This is a genomic window from Streptomyces sp. NPDC104371 (assembly GCF_055583785.1).
Window position 1 is genome coordinate 1 of the sequence record NZ_JBVJNF010000030.1, and the last position, 4,483, is coordinate 4,483.

At 66.3% G+C, this 4,483-nt stretch carries 5 protein-coding genes; 4 read left to right on the forward strand and 1 reads right to left on the reverse strand.

The features are described from left to right. Window positions 1-37: 37 nt before the first annotated feature. A complete protein-coding gene (locus tag ACZ60T_RS34050; protein ID WP_465507527.1) occupies window positions 38-334 on the reverse strand; it encodes a hypothetical protein in 297 nt (98 codons plus the stop codon). A gap of 103 nt (window positions 335-437) precedes the next feature. Here ACZ60T_RS34050 and ACZ60T_RS34055 point away from each other — a divergent pair, with 103 nt between their 5' ends. The 4 genes from ACZ60T_RS34055 to ACZ60T_RS34070 all read left to right on the forward strand — a co-directional run bounded on the left by ACZ60T_RS34055 (window position 438) and on the right by ACZ60T_RS34070 (window position 4,149). Next, window positions 438-869 (forward strand): hypothetical protein, encoded by a 432-nt coding sequence (locus ACZ60T_RS34055; RefSeq protein WP_469669497.1) that lies wholly within the window; start codon window positions 438-440, stop codon window positions 867-869. A gap of 2 nt (window positions 870-871) precedes the next feature. Continuing rightward, complete coding sequence (locus ACZ60T_RS34060) at window positions 872-2,302, forward strand: hypothetical protein (RefSeq protein ID WP_469669498.1); 1,431 nt, start codon at window positions 872-874, stop codon at window positions 2,300-2,302. Further along, entirely contained in the window at window positions 2,302-2,616 is a 315-nt protein-coding gene (locus ACZ60T_RS34065) for a hypothetical protein (RefSeq protein ID WP_469669499.1), read from the forward strand. The genes ACZ60T_RS34060 and ACZ60T_RS34065 overlap by 1 nt, the downstream gene beginning before the upstream one ends. A gap of 132 nt (window positions 2,617-2,748) precedes the next feature. Next, on the forward strand, window positions 2,749-4,149 hold the full coding sequence (locus ACZ60T_RS34070) for a protein rep (protein ID WP_469669500.1): 1,401 nt from the start codon (window positions 2,749-2,751) through the stop codon (window positions 4,147-4,149). Window positions 4,150-4,483 lie beyond the last annotated feature (334 nt).

Genomic DNA, 4,483 nt, shown 5'->3' on the forward strand with positions numbered 1-4,483 from the left:
GGCCCCCGCCGAATTCGACGGGGGCCTTAACGCGTCGTCACTTGTCCTCGGCGGCAACCCTCTTATAGACGGCATTCCTCGTGATCCTCGCGGCTCGGGAAACCTCGGTCGGCGTCAGTGCCTTCGTCTTGACCGCGTTGATCGTCAACGCCGTCTCCGCCTTCTGCGCCGCCTCGGAGAGATCGGCAAGAGCCCTGATCAAGTTCCGGTGCCACTCGGCCGGATCACTGAACATCGCCGCGTCGGCATGTCCGAGGTAGCTGGTTAGCTCGGAGATCGACTGGAACTGTCGTTGCAGGTCAGACCGGAAAACGTCGGCCTTGCGTCGGGTCATGATGCGTCCTCCGGGAGGGAACGATGCGAATACTCGGTTGACAGATCCTGTCTGCCAGGCTCATCGTAGAGCCCAGCACAGCCCGTAGTCATCACATCCGCCGATGACGAACCGTCAGGAGTCCTTCATGCCCGCGATCTTCCACGTCGACCAGGCCCGCACCTTCTCCATGGTCATGTTCCTCAGCTGCTCCCCGAAGATGCAGTTCGGCACCCAGCAGCAGGACACCGCCAAGGACGGCACCCCCAAGTGGGAGGTGCAGGTCGTCGCCTCGTTCACCCAGTTCGGCCGGACCGAAAACGAGATCCTCAAGGTTGGTGTCCTCTCGCATTCCAACCCCGGCGACGCCCTCCAGAACATGCCGCAGCCGGTCGAGCTGGTCGGCTTCCGTGTCGGTGTGACCCCGGCCGAGAAGCGGACCGACCGCAACGGCAACGACAAGGTCGTCGGCGGCACCGCCTGGTACCAGGCCGACGAGATCCGCTCGACCTCCGCCGTCCCGACCTCCCGCAAGTCCGCCTCGCAGGAAGGCTGATCGTGTCCGCCACTGACTTCCTGAGCCTCGCTCCCCTGGTCGCCGTCATCGCCCTCGTGGTGCTGGCGGCCTGGGGGGCGGCTCGCCTCTTCCTCGCCACCTACCGCTACATCCGTGCGACCCCGTTCCAGCGGGTCCGGATGCGCCACGCCTGGGCCGTCTCCCGCCGCTGGCGTCGCCTCGCTCCGAACGTCGGCCTGGCCCGCGTGGACGAGAACACCAAGGGCCGCAAGGACTGGCAGGGCAAGACCGCCAAGCCCATCACCGTCGTCCCGAAGATCCGCGTCTTCCCGGAGCCCTGGGGCATCCGCGCCGTCATCAAGACGATCCCCAAGGTCGGCGTCGAGGAAGTCGAAAAGGCCGGCGGATGGCTCGCGGACGCCTGGGACTGCCAGACCGTCGAAGTCCGCCGACTGAAGGCCGGACTCGTGGAGGTCCGGGGCATCGTCGGCAACCCCCTCGACGACCACCAGCCGTACACCTGGCCCGCCGAAGACGACTGGGTCCTCCCGATGGGCCACAACCCCTGGATGCGCCAAGTCGCCATCCCGCTACGGCAGTTGAGCGGAATCAAGGTCGCGGGCCTCCCCGGCTACGGCAAGACCATGCTCATGCTCGCCTGGATGGCCTCGCTCGCGAACCGCGCCAACGTCCAGTTCGCCATCTTCGACGGCAAGACCTCCGACGCCCGATACGGCGACTGGGGAGAGGTCGGCAGCCGGGCCATGTTCGTCGTCGGCGACAACCCGGAGACCGCCAACCAGCGCTTGACCGAGCTGGTCCGCCTGCTCAAGGACCGCCCGGCCGCCCTCGTGGAAGAACGCGGCACCCACAAGTTCTGGAAGCACGGCCCGACTGAGATCAACCCGCTCGTCCTGGTGCTCATGGACGAGTGCCACAACTACGCCGACACCAAGGGCCTGACCGGCAAGGACAAGCAGGTCATCGAGTCCAACCAGCGCATGATGCAGACCATCTCCAAGGAGGGTCGCGGGCTCGGCGTGATCGGCATCTTCGGCACGCAGAAGCAGACCGGCGACGCCATCCCGACCGCCGTCCGGGACAACCTGGAGGTCGGCGTCTGCTTCCCGACGTTCACCATCGACGCGGCCGAAGCGGCTCTCGGCTCCGGCATCCGCAAGGACGAGCCCAACGACCCGTCCAAGCTCGTGGACAAGGAGACCAACGTCGGCGTCTGCGTCGTCACCGGCGTCCCCGGCCTGGGTGGCCAGTACGACCGAGTCCGCGTTGGCGACCTGGACGAAGACCAGCTCCCCGGCTTCATCGCCTCGACCTGGCACCTCCGCCGCGACGTCATCCCCGCGGCTGCCCCGACCGTCGTTGACGCCTCGACCGTGCAGGCGGATGAATCCGCCGGCACTTCCGTCCCGCTCCAGAAGAAGCCCGCCCGACGCTCCCGGAAGGCCAGCTGATGAGCGACCCCTACGGCCCCACGCGGGTCTACACCCCGACACCGATCCACATCGGCCCCGGACAGGCCCTGAGCGTCCCTCAGAGCCTCCAGCAGCCCGCCCCGTACGTCATCGTCCAGCAGGCCGCCCCCGCGCCCTCCTGGCTCCGCCAGCACGCCGGACAGCTCGTCGCGGCTGGCGGGGCCGGGGCCCTGGTCGTCGCCGTCCTCCTGGCCGTCGCCGTCGTCGCCGTCGCGGTCGGCATCGGGGCCATCTCCTGCGCCCTCGGCTGGCTGGTCATCAAGAGCCTGATGGGGCCGCAAAAGCCGAAGTGACCGCCCGGCGTGTTCGTATCACGCCGGTCGGCCACCAAGGACAGGATCACACGGAACGACGGAGGCCCGGAACCGCTCGCGACGGTCCGGGCCTCTTCCTCCGCCACCTGGAACGCGAACGGAGAACGTCTCATGACCACGGTAGAGCACGGCGAGGGCTCGGCACCACAGGTAGCCACCCCGCATGATGACGTGCCCCCGGTCGTCCCGCTGGATGGAGCCAAGGCCGCACAGGACCTCCGGGCCATCGGTGGCCGCCAGGTCTCCCGGCGCCCCCGTGGCGAAGCCTTGAGGGGGCGCCGGGCCGCCTCTGGCGGCCTGGCGGACGCCCCCCTTGGTACTACTACGGACTTTGTTTCACCCCTCGCGGGGAAAACCGGGTCTGACCAGCACGAATGCGGGAAGGGCACCGATCCGTGTTGCCGTCGTCGTCGCCGGTTCGATGCCCGTCGCGTCATCTGGTCGATCACGACGGTCAAGCGGCTCTCGGCCTGCGGACGGGTCATGGCTCAGGGCCGAGACGGCAAGGCTGACCGGGTCAAGATCCACCTTCGCGACGGGGTCGCCTACGCGTCGGGGGTCTGCGTCTGCGCGAACGGCTGGCTGTGCCCGGTCTGCTCGGCCAAGATCCGTGCCAAGCGGGCCAACGAGATCGCCGTCGGCGTCGCCTCGCTGATCATGTCGGGCGGCTCGGCCTGGATGGTCACCTTCACCGTCCGGCACGCGAAAGGGCACGCGCTGGCCGAACTCCTCGACGCTCTCAACGACGCATTCCGCCGACTCGGAAACGGCAAGATCGCCGTACGCGAAAAGAAGCTCACTGGGAAAATCGGCACCATCAATTCCCGGGAAATCACCTACGGAAAGAACGGTTGGCACCCGCACCTTCACGTAATCGTCTGCTTCGATTCGGAGCCGGACGTAATGCAACTCACGTACATGATGGCTCGCTGGCAACGCCTCTGGATGGAGTGGACGAAGAAGCACGGGTTCCCCGCTGACAAGACGCACGGGGTCAAGTGGGACAAGGTCATGACGGCCGAAGGTGCCGGGGAATACATCGCCAAGGCTCAGGACTCCGGACGCCACATCGGAAACGAGGTCGCCCGTGGTGATCTCAAGAAAGGCAAGCTCGGCAGTCTGACGCCCTTCGAGATGATCGAGTACCTGACCGCGACCGGAGACGCTGCGGTCGTAGATCTCTGGGTCGAGTACGAGCATGCGACCAAGGGCAAGTCTTGGCTCCGCTGGTCTCCCAAGCTCAAGGCCCGGCTCGGTGTCGAGGAGAAGACCGAGGAAGAGTTGGCCGCCGAAGAAGTGGCCGGCGGGGAAGTGGCCGAGCTGGCGGAGTCCGCCTGGAAGATGGTCGTCGCTCACGGCCTGGAAGCCCGAGTTCTCGAAGCAGTTGAACGGGGCGGATTCCCGGCACTCGTCAAGCTCCTCACGGCACATCAAATCTGGGCAGTCAAGAAAATCACTCCTGATGACCCGTCAGAAACCCCTGACGGACCGTCAGAAAGCAAGACCGCTTAGGGTTGGGGAAGTGTTTACCTAAAGGTGATCAGTGGGGCGAGAGCATGAAAAGGGGCAACTATACTTGTAGTCCAGTGAGGGCCAAGGGTCCTCACCGCGCGAAGCAAGGCACGGGCCCCTTTTCTTGCTCTCGGAGGGGCCCCGCTGATCAGCTTTAGGTAAAGACTTCCTCGGCCCGGAACCACAAAAACGCGACCGCCTGCGGCGGCTGCTCCGGCCCCCGCCGGGAACAACGAAAAGGCCCCCGCCGAATTCGACGGGGGCCTTAACGCGTCGTCACTTGTCCTCGGCGGCAACCCTCTTATAGACGGCATTCCTCGTGATCCTCGCGGCT

What these genes read in the sequence shown, in the direction of transcription:
- ACZ60T_RS34055 (WP_469669497.1), top strand. Translation starts at nt 438, where the DNA reads ATGACGAACCGTCAGGAGTCCTTCATGCCCGCGATCTTCCACGTCGAC.
- ACZ60T_RS34065 (WP_469669499.1), top strand. Translation starts at nt 2,302, where the DNA reads ATGAGCGACCCCTACGGCCCCACGCGGGTCTACACCCCGACACCGATC.
- ACZ60T_RS34050 (WP_465507527.1), bottom strand. Translation starts at nt 334, where the DNA reads ATGACCCGACGCAAGGCCGACGTTTTCCGGTCTGACCTGCAACGACAG.
- ACZ60T_RS34070 (WP_469669500.1), top strand. Translation starts at nt 2,749, where the DNA reads ATGACCACGGTAGAGCACGGCGAGGGCTCGGCACCACAGGTAGCCACC.